Source organism: Pseudoalteromonas sp. 13-15, assembly GCF_001468205.2.
GTDB lineage: Bacteria > Pseudomonadota > Gammaproteobacteria > Enterobacterales > Alteromonadaceae > Pseudoalteromonas > Pseudoalteromonas marina.
This window is the reverse complement of record NZ_CP019162.1, coordinates 2,633,386-2,649,512: the sequence shown is the minus strand read 5'-3', so window position 1 is coordinate 2,649,512 and position 16,127 is coordinate 2,633,386. Positions and strand designations below refer to the sequence as shown.

General features: G+C 39.9%; 17 protein-coding genes. 1 reads left to right on the top strand and 16 read right to left on the bottom strand.

Annotated features, from left to right (window positions below; all coding sequences use genetic code 11):
- Nucleotides 1-5: 5 nt before the first annotated feature.
- The 12 genes from cheD to ATS72_RS12245 all read right to left on the bottom strand — a co-directional run bounded on the left by cheD (nucleotide 6) and on the right by ATS72_RS12245 (nucleotide 11,427).
- A complete protein-coding gene (cheD, locus tag ATS72_RS12300) occupies nucleotides 6-623 on the bottom strand; it encodes a chemoreceptor glutamine deamidase CheD (protein ID WP_006793790.1) in 618 nt (205 codons plus the stop codon).
- Nucleotides 613-1,437, bottom strand: a complete 825-nt coding sequence (locus tag ATS72_RS12295) for a CheR family methyltransferase (protein WP_058430119.1) — start codon at nucleotides 1,435-1,437, stop codon at nucleotides 613-615. Before ATS72_RS12295 ends, cheD begins: the two co-directional genes overlap by 11 nt.
- Before the next feature lie 72 nt (nucleotides 1,438-1,509).
- A complete protein-coding gene (locus ATS72_RS12290) occupies nucleotides 1,510-4,209 on the bottom strand; it encodes a methyl-accepting chemotaxis protein (protein WP_006793788.1) in 2,700 nt (899 codons plus the stop codon).
- A gap of 50 nt (nucleotides 4,210-4,259) precedes the next feature.
- On the bottom strand, nucleotides 4,260-4,724 hold the full coding sequence (locus tag ATS72_RS12285) for a chemotaxis protein CheW (RefSeq protein ID WP_006793787.1): 465 nt from the start codon (nucleotides 4,722-4,724) through the stop codon (nucleotides 4,260-4,262).
- On the bottom strand, nucleotides 4,721-6,808 hold the full coding sequence (locus ATS72_RS12280) for a chemotaxis protein CheA (protein WP_058430118.1): 2,088 nt from the start codon (nucleotides 6,806-6,808) through the stop codon (nucleotides 4,721-4,723). The genes ATS72_RS12285 and ATS72_RS12280 overlap by 4 nt, the downstream gene beginning before the upstream one ends.
- A gap of 14 nt (nucleotides 6,809-6,822) precedes the next feature.
- On the bottom strand, nucleotides 6,823-7,185 hold the full coding sequence (locus ATS72_RS12275; protein WP_006793785.1) for a response regulator: 363 nt from the start codon (nucleotides 7,183-7,185) through the stop codon (nucleotides 6,823-6,825).
- An 8-nt stretch (nucleotides 7,186-7,193) separates the two neighbouring features.
- Nucleotides 7,194-7,466, bottom strand: a complete 273-nt coding sequence (locus ATS72_RS12270; protein WP_058430117.1) for an STAS domain-containing protein — start codon at nucleotides 7,464-7,466, stop codon at nucleotides 7,194-7,196.
- A 174-nt stretch (nucleotides 7,467-7,640) separates the two neighbouring features.
- Complete coding sequence (locus ATS72_RS12265) at nucleotides 7,641-8,252, bottom strand: SCO family protein (protein WP_058430116.1); 612 nt, start codon at nucleotides 8,250-8,252, stop codon at nucleotides 7,641-7,643.
- Nucleotides 8,249-9,178, bottom strand: coding sequence for a heme o synthase (gene cyoE, locus ATS72_RS12260; protein ID WP_058430115.1), 930 nt, complete (start codon nucleotides 9,176-9,178; stop codon nucleotides 8,249-8,251). Before cyoE ends, ATS72_RS12265 begins: the two co-directional genes overlap by 4 nt.
- Nucleotides 9,179-9,190: 12 nt before the next feature.
- A complete protein-coding gene (locus ATS72_RS12255; protein ID WP_058430114.1) occupies nucleotides 9,191-10,180 on the bottom strand; it encodes a COX15/CtaA family protein in 990 nt (329 codons plus the stop codon).
- 22 nt (nucleotides 10,181-10,202) lie between these two features.
- On the bottom strand, nucleotides 10,203-10,697 hold the full coding sequence (locus ATS72_RS12250) for a hypothetical protein (RefSeq protein ID WP_058430113.1): 495 nt from the start codon (nucleotides 10,695-10,697) through the stop codon (nucleotides 10,203-10,205).
- Nucleotides 10,687-11,427, bottom strand: coding sequence for an SURF1 family protein (locus tag ATS72_RS12245; RefSeq protein WP_058430112.1), 741 nt, complete (start codon nucleotides 11,425-11,427; stop codon nucleotides 10,687-10,689). The genes ATS72_RS12250 and ATS72_RS12245 overlap by 11 nt, the downstream gene beginning before the upstream one ends.
- A gap of 47 nt (nucleotides 11,428-11,474) precedes the next feature.
- Between ATS72_RS12245 and ATS72_RS19025 the strand changes: the two genes are divergently transcribed.
- Nucleotides 11,475-11,753, top strand: coding sequence for a DUF2909 domain-containing protein (locus ATS72_RS19025; RefSeq protein WP_335682263.1), 279 nt, complete (start codon nucleotides 11,475-11,477; stop codon nucleotides 11,751-11,753).
- Here ATS72_RS19025 and ATS72_RS12235 read toward each other — a convergent pair.
- Genes ATS72_RS12235 through coxB form a run of 4 tightly spaced genes read right to left on the bottom strand, consistent with a single transcriptional unit; the run spans nucleotide 11,653 to nucleotide 15,828 of the window.
- Entirely contained in the window at nucleotides 11,653-12,528 is an 876-nt protein-coding gene (locus ATS72_RS12235) for a cytochrome c oxidase subunit 3 (RefSeq protein ID WP_006793777.1), read from the bottom strand. The genes ATS72_RS19025 and ATS72_RS12235 overlap by 101 nt on opposite strands.
- Before the next feature lie 35 nt (nucleotides 12,529-12,563).
- The gene (locus ATS72_RS12230; protein WP_010557765.1) at nucleotides 12,564-13,094 is read right to left on the bottom strand and encodes a cytochrome c oxidase assembly protein; all 531 of its coding nucleotides are present in this window, start codon (nucleotides 13,092-13,094) and stop codon (nucleotides 12,564-12,566) included.
- Nucleotides 13,094-14,686 (bottom strand): cytochrome c oxidase subunit I, encoded by a 1,593-nt coding sequence (gene ctaD / locus ATS72_RS12225; protein ID WP_006793775.1) that lies wholly within the window; start codon nucleotides 14,684-14,686, stop codon nucleotides 13,094-13,096. The genes ATS72_RS12230 and ctaD overlap by 1 nt, the downstream gene beginning before the upstream one ends.
- Entirely contained in the window at nucleotides 14,686-15,828 is a 1,143-nt protein-coding gene (gene coxB / locus ATS72_RS12220) for a cytochrome c oxidase subunit II (RefSeq protein WP_006793774.1), read from the bottom strand. The genes ctaD and coxB overlap by 1 nt, the downstream gene beginning before the upstream one ends.
- Nucleotides 15,829-16,127 lie beyond the last annotated feature (299 nt).

Sequence of the window (16,127 nt, the reverse complement as noted above, 5' to 3'; positions counted from 1 at the left end):
GACTCCTAAAACAACTCTATATTCGATACCACTTCTTGCTTTTTAAGGTTTTGCAAGTAACGTACTTCGCGCTTTTCAATGGTATCGTTATGTAATTTTTTAAGTTTTTTCATATACACTTTACCCGTTTGTGGATGAAAGAATATTTTTCTAGGCCACGGGCCGCCCATATCATGGGCCACTAAATTTAAGGCTTCTTCTTTGACATAGGCGGTAGCAAAACTAATATTACCCAGCCCAATATCTGTCATTGCACTAATTATTTTTCCGCCACCAAATAGCTTAATTTTTAAATTATGACGAGACGCACCGTTTTTTAATACTTCATTAATTAGGTATTCCATAGCCCAATTACCATAACGGCAGTTTAAGCCGTGTGCACTTTTAAGCTCTACGCCTTTTTGTATCGGCAGCATAAAATGATTCATCCCGCCAATACCTAACACTTCATCGTAAACACAGGCCGCAATACATGAGCCAAGTACCGTTGAAATCAATTCATTATTTTTAGATACATAAAATTCTCCTGGAAGCACTTTGGCAACAACATGATTTCTTCCTGAATCCCAGTAACGCTTAATGTGTTCAAAACTGGGTAAAACACTTCTAAATTCAGCCTGCATGTGCTCTCAATTGATACATAGTTTTTCCTAAATTTTTATAATTTGAGTGCTCTTTACCCATACTCTCTGAGTGACCTAAAAATAAGTAACCGTGATCGCTTAGAATATTTGCATAGCGTTTAAATAAATGATCTTTCGTTTCTTTATCAAAATAAATAACCACGTTGCGGCATAAAATAAGATCAAACGGCCCTTTCATTGGCCAGTCTTGCAATAGGTTTAAGCGCTTAAAAGAAATACGCTCACGCAGCGTGTCTTTCACTTTATAGTGTTCGCCATCTTTACTTTTTAAAAACCAACGCTTTAGATGAGTGGCATCTAAGCCATTTACGTTTGCCGCGGTATACACACCTTTTTGCGCTTTCTCTAACACGTTAGAATCTAAATCGGTGGCTAAAATCTTTACATCCCAATTACTTGGAAATGCATTATTTAGCGTCATTGCTAAGCTGTAGGGCTCTTCTCCTGTTGAGCAGCCTGCAGACCATATTCTGACCCGCTTGGTGTCTTTGTTCGTCTTTATTAAATTAGGTATAAGCTCAGATTTAATAAATTCAAAATGATGAACTTCACGAAAAAAAGACGTTAAATTAGTGGTAATTGCATTTATAAACGCATCAAACTCTTGGTCTTTATGCGTATCTAAGTAGGCTAAGTAGGCTTTAAAGTCGTTTAATTTTAGCGCTCTTATCCGCCTTGCTAAACGTGAGTACACCATTTCACGTTTATGATCGCCTAATACAATACCGCAAGCGTTGTAAACTAAATTGGCAATGTCTTTAAAATCGCGATCGGTACACAGAAACTCTTTCATTAGCAGCTCTCATACATAGTAGTGAGTGTGGCCTTATTGAGCGCTTTTCCAATAAGGCCTGTAATCAAATAATTAAAATTCTTCCCACTCGTCTGCCGAATCAATAAAATTATCGCCTCTTGGCTTGCTTTGTACTGCGTTACTTTGTGATTTGTGAGCTAAACTTGGGGTATTCATCGTGGGTGACATAATAGCCATGTCTTGCTGACCCAGTGAAAAGAAATTAAGAAGTCTGCGCATTTCATTTGCTTGCTCAGCCATTGATTCACCTGCAGCCGATGCTTCTTCAACTAAGGCTGCGTTTTGCTGGGTCATTTCATCCATTTGAGATATAGCTTTATTTACTTGCTCTATACCTGCACTTTGCTCTTCAGATGCCTCTGTAATATCTGAAATCATTTGCGTCACTTTTTGTACCGACACCACAATTTCTTTAAGCGTTGCACCTGATTCATTAACAAGCTGAGAGCCATCTGCTACTTTACCTACACTATCTCTTATCAGCTCTTTAATTTCTTTTGCTGCACCCGCAGAGCGCTGAGCTAAATTACGCACTTCACCTGCAACAACCGCAAAGCCACGCCCTTGCTCTCCCGCTCTAGCTGCTTCAACGGCCGCATTAAGTGCAAGCAAGTTAGTTTGAAATGCAATTTCGTCAATCACACCAATGATGTCAGCAATCTTTTTACTCGATTCATTAATTGCCGACATACTCGTCACAGCACGATTAACCACTTCACCACCTTGAATCGCTTTATCGCATGTTTCTTCTGCGAGTGTATTTGCCACTTTAGCATTGTCTGCATTTTGACGGACTGTACTCGTCATTTCTTCCATACTTGAGGCGGTTTCTTCCAATGATGATGCTTGCTCTTCCGTGCGCTGACTTAAATCTGCGTTCCCCTGAGAAATTTCTTCTGCGCCACTGGCAACTAAGGTTGCTGATGAACTTATACGATTAATAACCTCCGTTAATTTATCTGCCGTGGTGTTTGCGTCGCGTTTTAATTTATCAAACGAGCCTTTGTATTCTTTTTCAATTCGCTTAGATAAGTCACCGGTTGCCAAGGCATCTAGCATATTGCCAGTATCTGCGACCGCATCGTCAACAATTTTAACTAAACTGTTTAACCCTTGTGCCAAGCGTAAAAAGAACCCTTCTTTACCCTCTTCCATTACACGCGTATCGAGGTCTCCCTCTCCTGCAGCACTCACTAATTGCGCTATTTCTCTTTCTATTGCAACTTCTGCGGTTCTATCTTCCCACTCTACAACGGTGCCAATTCTCTCTTGCTCTGGGGTTATTATTGGGTTTGCAACCAAACCAAATGTGCGTCCACCAACCTTTATTTGCGTACTGTAAGTATCTTTTAACGTTGCTAATAGGTTTTGTTGGTGCGCTGGGTTTTTATGAAACACATCAATATTTTGATTAAGTAGATTTTTGCTATCAAAATTAGGTAGGTCTTTTCGAAGGTCATTTTCAGCAATACGCATCATATTTCTAACAGCTTTATTCATGTACACAATGACATTTGATGAATCTGCAATCATGGTATTAGTCGCGACAGTATCAAGCGCTTGACGCACACGAAGGTTTTCTTGCGCTATGGCACGCTCTGCGTCAGCTTTAGCAACCTTTTCAGTAATATCGTCCCACTCAACAATGGTACCGAGTTTCTTTCCTTCTTGGCTGTACCATGGCGTCGCTATTAATGTGAAAATAAGCCCCGCTAAACGAAGCTCTGCTTTATAAGGTTTATCTAAATTTTTTAATAAATCTCGTTGGTGTGACGGCTTCTTATGAAAATCATCAACACAAGTACCTATTAAATTATCAACAGAAAATTGTGGCAATACGGTTTGTAGGTCTTTTTCACGCGCTTTTAACATGTCTTGCACGCGTTCGTTTACGAATACAATATTGAGGTCTTGGTCTGCAATCATTACATTTGCTTGGCATACTTTTAAGGCGCTGGCTAAGTCTGCAGTTTTACGCGAAGATTTTTCTAACTCTTTTTGAGCTGTTATATCGGATGCGTATTTAATTACTTTAAATGGCTTGCCATTCATATCATAGATTGGGTTATAAGAGGCCTGAATCCAAACTTCCTGACCTTGTTTACCTATTCTTAAATATTCACCCGAGTCAAATTCACCGCGCCCTAACTTAGCCCAAAAAGCTTTATATTCATCACTATTTGCGTGTTCAGGTGTAACAAATAATCGGTGGTGCTGCCCTATAATGTCGTTAAGCTGATACCCCAACGTATTTAAAAAATTATCGTTTGCATCAATAATAGTGCCGTCTAAATTAAACTCTATTACTGCTTGAGACTTACTAATTGCATTAATTTGCCCTCTTGCCTCTGCTGCAGCGAGTTTTTGTGGTGTTATATCCGTCGCAAATTTTACAACCTTAATAACTTGCCCCTGGGAGTTTATAATTGGGTTATAAGTGGCCTGAATCCAAACCTCCTTACCACTTTTGGTAAAACGCCTAAATTCTTGAGATATAAATTCGCCGCTGTTTAATCGTACCCAAAAATGTGTGTAGTCACTCCCTTGGGCCTCGGTATTATCAACAAATAAAGAGTGATGCTGGCCTTGAATCTCTTCTAGTTGATATTCCATTACGCGAAGAAAATTAGCATTAGCGGTAATTATTTTACCGCTTGGCTCAAACTCAATCACAGCTAATGACTTATTTAATGCGCTTACAATTAAATCATTATTTGATTCAGACTGTTTTGGATTACTAAACCATCCCATGCTCATCACCACCTTTAAGTTATTTTTACTTTATTTAGCAAATACTGACTCTAAATATTCATTGTTTTTTGCAAGTCGATTAACGCCACCATTTTTTCACCCACGTTAACTAACCCTGCCACATAATCGTCGTTATTTGTCTCTGAAATACTTGGTACCGCTTTGGCATCTTGCTCTGAAATACTGTAAACCTCAGAAACGGCATCAACGGTAATACCAATAATTTTACTGTCGTGCTCAAACTCTATTTTTACTACAATTACCACTGTAAGCGGCCCGTACTCTATACTGGGCAAACCAAATCGCAGCCTTAAATCAATAATCGGCACTATAGTGCCACGCAAATTTATAACGCCTTTTACAAATTCGGGAGCGTTGGGTAAAACGGTTATCTCTTCCCAACTACGAATTTCTTGCACAGTTAAAATATCTACGCCGTACTCTTCATCAGCCATAATGAATGTTAAAAACTGTTTCACGCCCTTTTGCTGCTGCAGATTTAGCTCCGAAATCATAACGCCTCCAAAGCAACTTGCGACTCAATACTTAACTCTTGGCTGCCCGGCTTTTTTAATCCTGAAAGCTTTATCAACCCGCTTATATCAACTATCAATGAAACCCGTCCATCGCCCAAAATAGTCGCACCGGATATACCATCTACTTTTTGGTAATTTGCCTCTAAACTTTTAATAACAACCTGTTGTTGCGATAGGAGGTCATCTACCAATAAACCTACTTTTTGGTTGTCGGTTTCTACAACAACAAGCAGGGTTTTATCAAGAGACTCAATGGCGTTATCATGATTAAAAATATCGTAGAGTCTTAAAATTGGAATGTATTCATCACGCAATCTAAGTACGTCTAGGTTTTTGCCTACACGGCTTACTTTGGCAATATCAATTTGCAGCGATTCAACAATAGAAATAAGCGGAATAATATAGGTATGCTGGGCCACTTTAACTAATTGGCCATCTAAAATAGCCAGTGTAAGCGGTAATCTAATTGTAAACGTTGATCCTACACCTGGCGCGGATGTAACCTCTACAGAGCCATTTAATGACTGAATATTACGCTTAACTACATCCATACCAACACCACGGCCAGATAAGTCACTCACTTCATCCATAGTGGAAAAACCAGGCATAAATATAAGCTCGTTTATTTCCTCATTGCTAAGGTGGTTGTCGGCAGAGATCAGTCCATTAGCAATGGCTTTTTCTTGAATTTTTTTAGTGTTTAGCCCTTGCCCATCATCCATTATTTCAATAACAATATTTCCGCCTTGGTGAAATGCATTTAAAGTGACCGTTCCTACTGGATCTTTTTCGGCTTGCAGTCTTTTCTCAACCGTTTCTAGGCCATGATCTAATGAGTTTCTAACCAAATGAACCATAGGATCAGAAATTTTTTCCATCACGGTTTTGTCTAATTCGGTTTGCTCGCCTATCAGCTTTAATTCAACCTGTTTATTTAGCTTTTGCGCAATGTCGCGCACCAAACGTGGGAAACGGCTAAATACAAAATTAATTGGCAACATGCGGATACGCATTACGTTTTCTTGTAAATCGCGAGTGTTGTGCGCAAGTTGCGCTAAACCTTCTTGCAATGCCGTAATTGTTGCTGGCGTAATGTCTTGCTCGCTAAGTTGATTAAGCATAGCTTGGGTAATAACAAGCTCACCCACCATGTTTATTAATGAGTCAACTTTATCAATCCCAACGCGAATAGAAGTCGACTCGGGTGTTGTTGATTTTTTATTCGTATTAGCAGAGGTTGGCTTTATGGGCTTAGCTTGTTCCGCCTGCTTTGGCTCTGGCTCTTGGATTGATGGCTCTTGATCTACTGTACTACTGTCATTTTCAGGAGTGGGTAACTCATCAGTAAACAGGCCGCCACACAATTCAATGGTAATATCAGCGTCATCTTCAACCCATTCGAACACCTCTTTAATTGCGCTTTCACCATGGCTGGTATTTAAGAAAAAACGCCAATGTAAAAAGCATTCATCACTACTCAAATTGGTTATTTCAGGGACTTCATCATAAAAAACATTGGTATCTAACTCGCCTAACTGCTCAAGCTCACTAATCATAATGAGTGGTTCATTACCTGTTTTAAATAAGTGATGATGAGGCTTAAAGTCTATTTGGTATGTATCGCTATCAGACTGGCTATCTGAAGTTTGAATGTTGGACTCTTGCGTTGTGCTATTTATTCCTAGCACTTCTTCAAATTGTGCTCGTAGTGTATCGGCTTCAGTTAAGTCGGGCTCTTGCTCTGCCTGCAATCCAGCCAGTAGCGAACGAAGGCAATCAACCGCTTTAAGTAATAAATTAACGTGCTCGGTTGTCAGGGTGCGCTCGCCTTGACGAATTTGGTCCAGTAAGGTTTCAAGTACATGAGTAAAATCAGACACCGATGAAAAACCAAATGTCCCACTCCCCCCTTTTATTGAATGGGCGGCTCTAAAAATAGTGTTAATAGTTTCTAAGTCTTCCTCACCGGGTACTAAGTTTAAAAGCTCAGCTTCCATGGTATCGAGGCCTTCAAAACTCTCTTCAAAGAAAACTTCAAAAAATTGACTTAAATCTATACTCACTTTGCGCTCCTTGACTAACGAATAACCTTTTTAATCACCGCTAGTAACTGCTCAGGATTAAATGGCTTTACTATCCAGCCTGTTGCACCAGCCGCTTTACCTTCTACCTTTTTTTCTAAGCCCGACTCGGTTGTTAGCATCAGCAATGGTGTAAATTTATAATCGGGTAACGTACGTAGCTCTCGGATTAATGTAATACCATCCATAATTGGCATGTTTACATCTGAAATAACCGCATCAAAACCTTGCTGCTTAGCAATAGCCAATGCCTCACTGCCGTCTTTGGCCTCTGTTACATCAAAGCCTGCGGTTTTTAAGGTAAAGCTCACCATCTGACGCATTGACGCTGAATCATCAACTGCTAAGATTTTTTTCATATAAACCTCTAACTATTTCTTTCGATTGTTAAATAATGACTTAAGCCAAGCTGATTAATGGTATGTGCTAATGCTCTACTACTGCCGACCCATATAATTTTATGTTGGATGGTAAGTAAGTGTTTTTGAAGCGCACATAACAGCTGAATAGATGCAGTATCTGCAGACACTACATCGCTAATATCAAGACTGATATCGTCGTTGCTATTGAGTTCTTGTAGTAAGTCTTGGTGGAGCGTTTCAACTTGGGTAATCACAAGTTCGCTTGGAAGTTTTAACATTTAAAATTGTGTAATCCCTTTCATTTCAATTCATAACAAAAGCTTAGCTCTAGTTGTTAAAATTGCCATAAAAGGGTCAAAAAAAAGTTTAATAAATTTATAAACAGGAATGAAAAAACAAAAAAGGGAGCCTAAAGCCCCCTTAAAATACGTGAAAATTTAAAAAGTCAGTTTTTAGTAGTAGTTTGCAATAACTTTAAACTCTTGCGTTAATTGAGTTGAATTAATAAGCGGCACACTGCCTTGCTTAAACTCAGGTTTAAAAATAGCTCTTAGCGCTCCTGTATCATCAACCAACGCAACTGATGCGCTATGATCAACCGCATAATCAGCTTTTGTTGTATCACTAATTGCGTAAATGAGGCCAAGCTCTCTCACCACTGGAAAAAGATCTTTATGCTCCCCTGAAACAGCCAAAAAATTGGGGTTAAAGTAATCTATATATTGTTTTCGTTTTTCTGCTGTATCTCTGTTTGGATCGACCGACACAAACCATATTTGTAATGGGTAATCAGCTTCCAGCTCTTTATAAACTGCGTTTAACTTAGCTAATGTTAACGGGCATATATCGGGACAACTTGTGTATCCTAAAAACACTAAATTCCATTGCCCTTTAAATTGCGCTTTTGTCACTGGTTCGCCGTGCTGATTTTTTAACGTAAAATCCGAAAGTGATTTAGCGTTTTCATAAACAAGTGCATTTAAATTTTGAGGGTCGTTTTCACTTGAGCACGCTGATAAAAATAAATTTAAAACAACAATTACTAAAAGCCATAACCGTTTCATAAAGGGAGCCATTTATCTATAAATAAGACCACGAAGAGTACCATTAAATGCACTATCGAAAAACGAAATAAATCCATAGCCTTGTCGTTATTAGCTGCAAATTTTAACTTAATGGCTTTGTACATAAACACACTATTTAGCGCACAAGCACCCACTAAGTAAATACCTCCTGACATACCAATTAAGTATGGCATCACACACACTAACGCCAATAAAACTGAGTATGCAACCACACATGTTTTACAAAAGTCGATACCATGGGTTACCGGCAGCATTGGAATTTTTGCACGCTCGTAATCACTTTTTCGAGCAATGGCTAAAGCCCAAAAATGGGGGGGGGTCCAGGTAAATATAATCATAACAAGCAACCACGGCGCTGCTGCCATTTGGTTTGTTTCAGATACCCAACCAAGCAATGGCGGCATCGCTCCAGCAAGTCCGCCTATTACAATATTTTGAGGTGTCGCACGTTTTAAAAATGACGTATAAATAAAGGCATAACCCACTAATGCAAATAACGTTAATATTGCTGTAAGCGTATTAGACCACACCATAAGCATGATAAAACCAGCAATACCAATACTTGCCGCAAACGTTAATGCATGTGTTTTACTTAAACGCCCTTTAGCAACAGGGCGATGACGCGTTCTTGCCATTTTAGAGTCTATTTCGCTATCCACTACATGGTTAATAACGGCAGCGGCAGCAGACAACAGGCCTATTCCTAATAGACTAATCATCTGAACGCCTATTCCACGTCCAACATCCGGGGCTAATGCTAATCCAACCCAGGCTGTTAAAACCAACATCGCCACCACTTTAAATTTACTGATGGCTAAGTAATCTTGTAATAGATCGTAAGCACGCAAGCTAAGTGATTGAGTATGTGCAGGCTGTATTGTTTTTTTGTTTATTGTTAGTGCCATTATATTTCTCCTTTATGTGCGTGATTTTAGGTAATAACACAACCTAACCATACTTAATAACAGTATGGCAGCCATTAGGTTATGCGCCAGTGCAACACCCAACGGAAAGTGCCAATGTACCAAAATGAGTCCTAAGCTAATTTGGCAAAATAAAGTAACCAATACTGCTATTACGCAGCTTTTAATTTTTTGAGAGTAAGCGTGACTGTAAATTTTCCACATAATAAGCGCCAATACGATGCAGGTCACTAATGCCCAAATGCGGTGTAATAAGTGAATAGACATTCTTGCTTGTTGTGAAAGCACACCAAACTCGTAGTTGCTGTGCTCAAGCGGTAACTGAAAAACACTCCTCAGTGAAAAAGGCTGAGCGTAATCACACAAAGGTAAACCATTACAGTGTGGTGCTGCGTAATTAGCCGCAAGCCAGCCGCCAAGCGCTATTTGCAAGACCAGTACAATAAGCGCAATTAAACTTAATCCATAATACCGCTTAGCCCCCGCATCTCCGCCCATAATGGGTTTTGCTGTTAACCTTAAATACAGCAATGTAATCAGCGATAAAATACTAAAACCACCCAATAAATGCCCCATCACTATAAGTGGTTGCAGATTCATAGTGACAGTCCACATACCTAAGGCAGCTTGAAACACAACAAGTAATAGCAATAAAGATGTGAGCTTTAATGGTGTAGTTGGAAATTGACGCTTTAAAAAAGCAACAATAAACAACGCTAAGATCATCAGCCCTAAGGTACCTGCAAAATACCTATGAATCATTTCTTTCCAGGCTTTCGCTTTTTCAAACACCATGTCAGGGTAACTTTGTGTCGCTAAAGCAATATCAGCTTCATGTTTAGGAACCGTTAAAAAGCCATAACATCCGGGCCAATCTGGGCAACCCAGCCCTGCATCACTCAAACGAGTGTATGCACCTAGTGCAACAACAACTAAAGCAAAAAGTCCGGTCAATAAAACCCAATTCTTATAATTTTTGTACATCTTTTACCTCACACTAAACGGATTAGCTTGAACGAGAATAATTAAGTAGTTTTTTTAAATCCTTCAATAGCCCTTTTTGAACTAAGCGGTTTTCTTGAGGCTTTGCTTTATATGGGTACTCAAGTACCACAAGCCCCATATGATCAATTAAATACAAACTTGCGGGGGTCAAGCTTGCTTGCTGAGCCATTTTTTTCCATGGTAAGTCTGCTTGTGAAGGACTCCCCATAACAGCCATATCTACCTTTCCTTGATTTTTACCAAGCGCTATATACAAATTATTAAGCGCCTCAAGTTGCTCGTTACATGACGCACTGCACTCACTCGAATAATTAAGTGCTATAGTCCATTGTTTAGGATTATTTTGTTGCCAGTTTTCTAGTTTTATCTCTTCATTTAGAAATTCACCGTGATTTGTAACCGCACTAGGTAACCAATCAAATTTCAGCGCGCTATAGGCTAAAAGCAAAGGGATAGCACAACAGGTTACAAACAGTAAAAGGGGTTTATTTTTCATTTTTATTCCTTTTTTTACTCGCAAAAATGGCTACAACAACACATGCAAAGGCGATTAAAAACCACTGCACCGCATAGGCGTTATGTTTTTGTGGGTTCATTACAACCGCTTCGTAATGCGGTATCGCAATTTCATCACCCTCACCTTGGCGGTAAGCCATAAAGTTAACTAATGGGAAATGAGTGTGTGATTGTATAAAGCTTAAGTCGATTGATTGAATGCGTTTGGGCAGATCACCACTCGAGGTTTTGTCTTCTAGGGTAAAACTACTGAGGTTATTCTCTTTAATTTGTGCTTTGACCGTAAACTCACCTTTAGGCATAACTATTGTGGGTAAAATATCCCGTGATAGCGGGGCTCTCACCCAACCTAAATTAACCAATACTGCACGCATATCATTATTTGGTTTTAACAGGGCGAGTAGGTCGTAACCCACTTGTCCGTTATATACTTGATTATCTAACAACCAGTAATGCTCGCTTAAAAGTGTCCCTTTAAGCTCGACTAGTACACCGGTTTTATTCCACTGCTTTGGTAAATTAAGCAACTGCGACCAACTCATAACACCATGAGTTTGTATTTGAGCAATGGCAGTGAGCTGTTGCTGTTTTTTTTCACCTCGTTCTAATTGCCAAAAACCTAGGCGCACACATACCAGCACGACAACCACAACCATACAAATTGTGATTATTGAACTAAGCTTTTGTTTGTGCCTTAAAACTACTTGCATAAAGGGTCAACTCAGTGATTATTAAAATTATTATTGTACTGTTGTTAATGTTTATACTTTTTAACTTATTTAGAGCGCTATTTATTATGGTGTCTGGGAAAACAAACGGGCGACCTATGTCTCACTTTTTAGGGCGCCGAGTGTTGTTTTCGGTTGTTGTATTAGTGGTTGCAATCGCAGCAGTTAAGCTCGGTTATATAAAGGCAAATAGCTCGCCCATAAACGTTACAGCACATATACAAACACAAATAAACACAGCCATACCACATCAACAAAATGCCAATACCAAGCAGCAGCTTGAAACGCAAAGTGCTTTTCTTTGGTAAAATGACCTTTTAATATTCGTATTAAAATGACAAATAAAAGTATGGCTCCGAGTGTGACATGCATGCCATGAAAGCCTGTAAGCAAAAAGAATGTATTACCGTACACACCGGCATCTAATGTTAAATTTAAGTCATTGTATGCATGAACGTATTCCTCTACTTGCAATGCTAAAAAGCACACGCCTAATAACACCGTAAGTCCTAAAAACACTTTCAGTGGTTTACGTTTGTTGTTTTCCATTGCAACATGGGCAAAATGCAGCGTAACCGATGACGCGATTAAAATTAACGTATTGATCAATGGTAGGCCTTGCCACCCCATAGCTTGGGTTGTGTCACCGGAAGGTGTAACAACCAAAGGCCACATAGCTTCAAAAGTAGGCCACAACACTTCATTAGTCATAGCATTGTTACCCGCGCCCCCCAACCAAGGCACCGAAATCATACGTGCATAAAATAACGCACCAAAAAAGGCCATAAAAAACATAACCTCAGAAAAAATGAACCAGCTCATGCCTTGTCGAAAAGAACGATCCATTTGTGCTGAGTACAACCCTTGGCCTGACTCGTGAATAACATTTTTAAACCAGCCAAATAACATATATAAAAGAACGGCTATACCGGCATAAAGTAAATAAACACCGCTCCCCCCTTCCTTGCCAACTTCCATAACTGTTAAGCCTGCGCCTACGGCGATAAAAAACAACGCAACCGCCCCTACAATGGGCCACGGGCTTTGCTCTGGTACGTAATAATGCTCATGTTCTTGATTCATTTTACTTGCTCCTAGTTTCGCACTAGTGTTTGTTGCTAGTTATTACTGGCAACTAGTTGCTCACTAATATCAAATACGGTGTAAGACAAAGTTAGCTCTTCAACATCACTTGGAAGCGCTGTATCAACATAAAAAAGCAATTTAAATTCGAGCTCTTCTCCCGCTTTTAGGGGTTGTTGATCAAAGCAAAAGCAGGCCATTTTGTGTAAATATTTTGCCGCTTTGCCTGGTGAAACAGACGGTACTGCCTGCATAACTTTATCGAGTTCACTACTATTTTTTGCGCTAAAAACGACTTCTCGCATTTCTCCGGGTTTCACAACCACACTGTACTCTTTTGATTTCACCTCAAAAGGTGCACCGCTTTGTGCATGAGTTGTAAAACTCACGCTAACGTCCCTTGTTTGCTCAATCACGCTACTTTGCTGCGCTTGCTCTAACGATGGCTTACCATTTAGCCCGGTTAAGTCACAAAACACGTCGTATAACGGCACTAAGGCAAACGCAAACGCAAACATACCTATGCTGATAATAATCAAGCGTTTAAGGAGCGGTGCGTGGGTCATTATTTAATTTCCGGTGGTGTTGAAAAGGTATGGTAAGGCGCAGGGGATTCAACTTCCCACTCTAACCCTTCAGCGCCATCCCATACTTTTGCAGGGACTTTTTCGCCGCCTCTTGCACATTTAAAAACAACCACTACAAACAACAGCTGAGATAAACCAAATGCAAAACCACCAATACTTATAATTGCGTTAAAGTCTGCAAATTGCAGTGCATAATCAGGAATACGGCGAGGCATACCAGCCAAACCCACAAAATGCATTGGAAAAAACAGCACATTTACACTGACTAACGACAACCAAAAATGCCACTTAGCCAGCGTGATATTAAACATATTGCCAGTCCATTTTGGCAGCCAGTAATAAGCACCGGCCATGATTGAAAATACCGCCCCTGTCACTAACACATAATGAAAATGAGCCACTACAAAATAAGTGTCGTGGTATTGAAAATCAGCGGGAGTAATAGCAAGCATCAACCCTGAAAAACCACCTAATGTGAACAGCACTATAAAAGCAATACTGAACATCATAGGGACTTCAAAGCTAATAGACCCGCGCCACATGGTGGCTACCCAATTAAATACTTTCACGCCGGTAGGTACCGATATCAGCATTGTGGAGTACATAAAAAATAGCTCTGCAGCTACCGGCATACCGGTGGTAAACATGTGATGCGCCCACACAATAAAGCTTAGCAATGCTATAGATGACGTGGCATAAACCATAGATGCATAGCCAAATAGCTTTTTACGCGAAAAAGTAGGCACTATGGTTGAAATGATACCAAACGCTGGCAAAATCATGATGTAAACTTCGGGGTGACCAAAAAACCAAAATATATGCTGGAACATCACCGGATCGCCACCGCCGGCAGCGTCAAAAAAGCTAGTCGCAAAATATTTATCGGTTAAAACCATGGTCACCGCCCCTGCCAAAACGGGCATAACAGCAATGAGTAAAAATGCCGTTATTAGCCATGTCCATACAAACAAGGGGAGTTTCATCCACGTCATGCCAGGTGCACGCAAATTAACTATAGTCACAACCACATTAATAGCACCCATAATTGAGCTAATACCCATTATGTGCACCGCAAATACAAACAAGGCAGTATTGTCGTTACTGTATGTGGTTGAAAGCGGAGCATAGAAGGTCCAGCCAAAAGCAGGACCTCCTCCAGGCATAAATAAAGAAGCAAGCAAAATTAAAAATGCGAAAGGTAAGATCCAAAAGCTCCAGTTATTCATTCTAGGTAATGCCATATCTGGCGCACCTATCATTAACGGTATCATCCAATTGGCTAATCCCGTAAAGGCAGGCATAACGGCGCCAAACACCATTATTAAACCGTGAACTGTAGTCATTTGATTAAAAAAGTGGGGATCGACCAACTGCAACCCAGGTTGAAATAGTTCGGCCCTGATCACCATAGCCATGGCGCCACCAATTAAAAACATGGTCAACGAAAATATTAAATATAAACTGCCAATATCTTTATGATTTGTTGTATAAAGCCAGCGCTTAAAGCCTTTAGCTGGATGATGAGCATGATGCGCTTCATTGGCGTTTGGTTGTTCTGCTATGCTACTCATTAGTTAGCCTCCACGTCGGCATCAAGTGCTGCTTGAATCTCACTAGGCTGAATAACATCACCGGTATCGTTACCCCATGCATTTCGCTTGTAAGTAATAACCGCAGCCAATTGTTTTATAGATAACTGCTTGGCAAATGATTGCATTGCCGTACCTGGGCTCCCATGAATAAGTATGTCTATATGACCTTTTATATCGCCAAGTACAATTGGGCTACCTTTTAGAGCCGGAAATACGCCCGGTAGCCCTAACCCTGTAGGTTGATGACATGCTGCACAACTTGCCATGTATACTTGAGCGCCCAGCTCCATTAGCTCTTCTTTAGGTAATGTTTGATCAAGTAAAGCGGCATCAGCTAAAGCTGCTTGTTGCTTAGCTTGTTTAGCATCGGCCAACCATACTTTAAAGTCAGCCTCAGATTTGGCCTCTACCACAACGGGCATAAACCCGTGATCTTTACCGCACAGCTCAGCACACTGACCTCGGTAAATGCCTTCTTCGTTTATGTTGGTCCATGTTTCGTTAATAAAGCCTGGGTTGGCATCTTTTTTAACGGCAAAGTCTGGTACCCACCAAGAGTGGATAACATCATCTGAGGTCATTAAAAAACGAATTTTTTGATTAATTGGCAGTACGAGGGGTTTGTCTACCTCAAGTAGATAATTTGGGTTTTTATCAGCTAAATTAGTTATTTCATCCTGAGGAGTTGCAAGCATTGAGTAAAACTCTACATCTTCTCCCATGTATTCATAATGCCATTTCCACTGTGAACCTGTAACTTTAATTGTTAAGTCGGCTTTACTGGCATCTTCCATCGCTATTAACGTTTTTGTAGCTGGCACTGCCATAGCAATTAAAATAACAAATGGAATGGCGGTCCAAAGAATTTCTACTTTGGTGCTTTCGTGGAATTGAGCGGGAACCGCTCCTTTAGATTTGCGATGATGAATGAGTGCCCAAAGCATAATGGCAAACACTATTATCCCAATCACACAACATATAAAAAATATGGTCATGTGTAATTCGTAAACATTTTCACTTATATCTGTAACGCCTTTACGCATATTAAATTGGCTATTTGCCAAGGCTAACTGCGGAAAAACACACAATATAAGCCACAAGGTACAACTAAGTTTACCCATGTGACGACTCCTTTGATGCTGTTGCTAGTGCAAAGCGAAGAGGCATACGGCTTAAACGCCAATTCGTTATTTTTATTTTTTTATTAATGCCGTTTTATTTATAAAAATTGGCATTCACTGCGCTAGCAAAAGTTTATTGTGTGTGCTCAAAACTTAAAAGCGATGAGTATTGCCAGCGTCAGCTTATTAACAATTAGTTAATATTTAACCACCATGCAAGTTTTTTGTATTAAAAACAAACAATAAATATATAAAAAGTAGAGAGTTGACTTAGTTGAACGTAGAGAGAAATAGCTCAA

Bases quoted from the DNA above. Each gene is read 5' to 3' on its own strand.
- ATS72_RS12295 (WP_058430119.1), bottom strand. From the start codon at position 1,437: ATGAAAGAGTTTCTGTGTACCGATCGCGATTTTAAAGACATTGCCAAT.
- ATS72_RS12245 (WP_058430112.1), bottom strand. From the start codon at position 11,427: ATGCAAGTAGTTTTAAGGCACAAACAAAAGCTTAGTTCAATAATCACA.
- ATS72_RS12255 (WP_058430114.1), bottom strand. From the start codon at position 10,180: ATGTACAAAAATTATAAGAATTGGGTTTTATTGACCGGACTTTTTGCT.
- cyoE (WP_058430115.1), bottom strand. From the start codon at position 9,178: ATGGCACTAACAATAAACAAAAAAACAATACAGCCTGCACATACTCAA.
- ATS72_RS12285 (WP_006793787.1), bottom strand. From the start codon at position 4,724: ATGATTTCGGAGCTAAATCTGCAGCAGCAAAAGGGCGTGAAACAGTTT.
- ATS72_RS12275 (WP_006793785.1), bottom strand. From the start codon at position 7,185: ATGAAAAAAATCTTAGCAGTTGATGATTCAGCGTCAATGCGTCAGATG.
- ATS72_RS12230 (WP_010557765.1), bottom strand. From the start codon at position 13,094: ATGACCCACGCACCGCTCCTTAAACGCTTGATTATTATCAGCATAGGT.
- ctaD (WP_006793775.1), bottom strand. From the start codon at position 14,686: ATGAGTAGCATAGCAGAACAACCAAACGCCAATGAAGCGCATCATGCT.
- ATS72_RS12290 (WP_006793788.1), bottom strand. From the start codon at position 4,209: ATGGGATGGTTTAGTAATCCAAAACAGTCTGAATCAAATAATGATTTA.
- ATS72_RS12250 (WP_058430113.1), bottom strand. From the start codon at position 10,697: ATGAAAAATAAACCCCTTTTACTGTTTGTAACCTGTTGTGCTATCCCT.
- ATS72_RS12265 (WP_058430116.1), bottom strand. From the start codon at position 8,252: ATGAAACGGTTATGGCTTTTAGTAATTGTTGTTTTAAATTTATTTTTA.
- ATS72_RS12270 (WP_058430117.1), bottom strand. From the start codon at position 7,466: ATGTTAAAACTTCCAAGCGAACTTGTGATTACCCAAGTTGAAACGCTC.
- ATS72_RS19025 (WP_335682263.1), top strand. From the start codon at position 11,475: ATGTTTATACTTTTTAACTTATTTAGAGCGCTATTTATTATGGTGTCT.
- coxB (WP_006793774.1), bottom strand. From the start codon at position 15,828: ATGGGTAAACTTAGTTGTACCTTGTGGCTTATATTGTGTGTTTTTCCG.
- ATS72_RS12235 (WP_006793777.1), bottom strand. From the start codon at position 12,528: ATGAATCAAGAACATGAGCATTATTACGTACCAGAGCAAAGCCCGTGG.
- cheD (WP_006793790.1), bottom strand. From the start codon at position 623: ATGCAGGCTGAATTTAGAAGTGTTTTACCCAGTTTTGAACACATTAAG.